Origin of the sequence: Burkholderia sp. CpTa8-5 (genome assembly GCF_017815045.1) — a bacterium.
GTDB lineage: Bacteria > Pseudomonadota > Gammaproteobacteria > Burkholderiales > Burkholderiaceae > Burkholderia > Burkholderia sola.
This window is the reverse complement of sequence record NZ_JAGIQD010000093.1, coordinates 1-326: the sequence shown is the minus strand read 5'-3', so window position 1 is coordinate 326 and position 326 is coordinate 1. Positions and strand designations below refer to the sequence as shown.

At 62.6% G+C, this 326-nt stretch carries 1 protein-coding gene; it reads left to right on the top strand.

The window, feature by feature from the left end; translation table 11 throughout:
• The coding region (locus J8I35_RS34470) for a hypothetical protein (RefSeq protein WP_209929405.1) at positions 1-326 on the top strand (326 nt) is incomplete at both ends.

Genomic DNA, 326 nt, shown 5'->3' with positions numbered 1-326 from the left:
GATGGAGCTGTTCGCGGACGACAGACCTGTCGAAGTCGAAGTGGACAGCGACGTGATCGAGCTATTCGCCGACGACAAGCCGGTGGACGTGGAAGTCGACAGCGACGTCACCGAGCTATCGGTCGAGCTGAGGCCCGTCGACAGCGAATTGATGCCGGTCGAGGTCGATGTGGACAGCGACGTGATGGAGCTGTTGGCCGACGACAGGCCGGTCGAGGTCGAAGTCGACAGCGACGTGATGGAGCTATTCGCCGACGACAGGCCGGTCGACGTGGAGGTCGACAACGACGTCACCGAGCTATCGGTCGAGCTGAGGCCCGTCGACA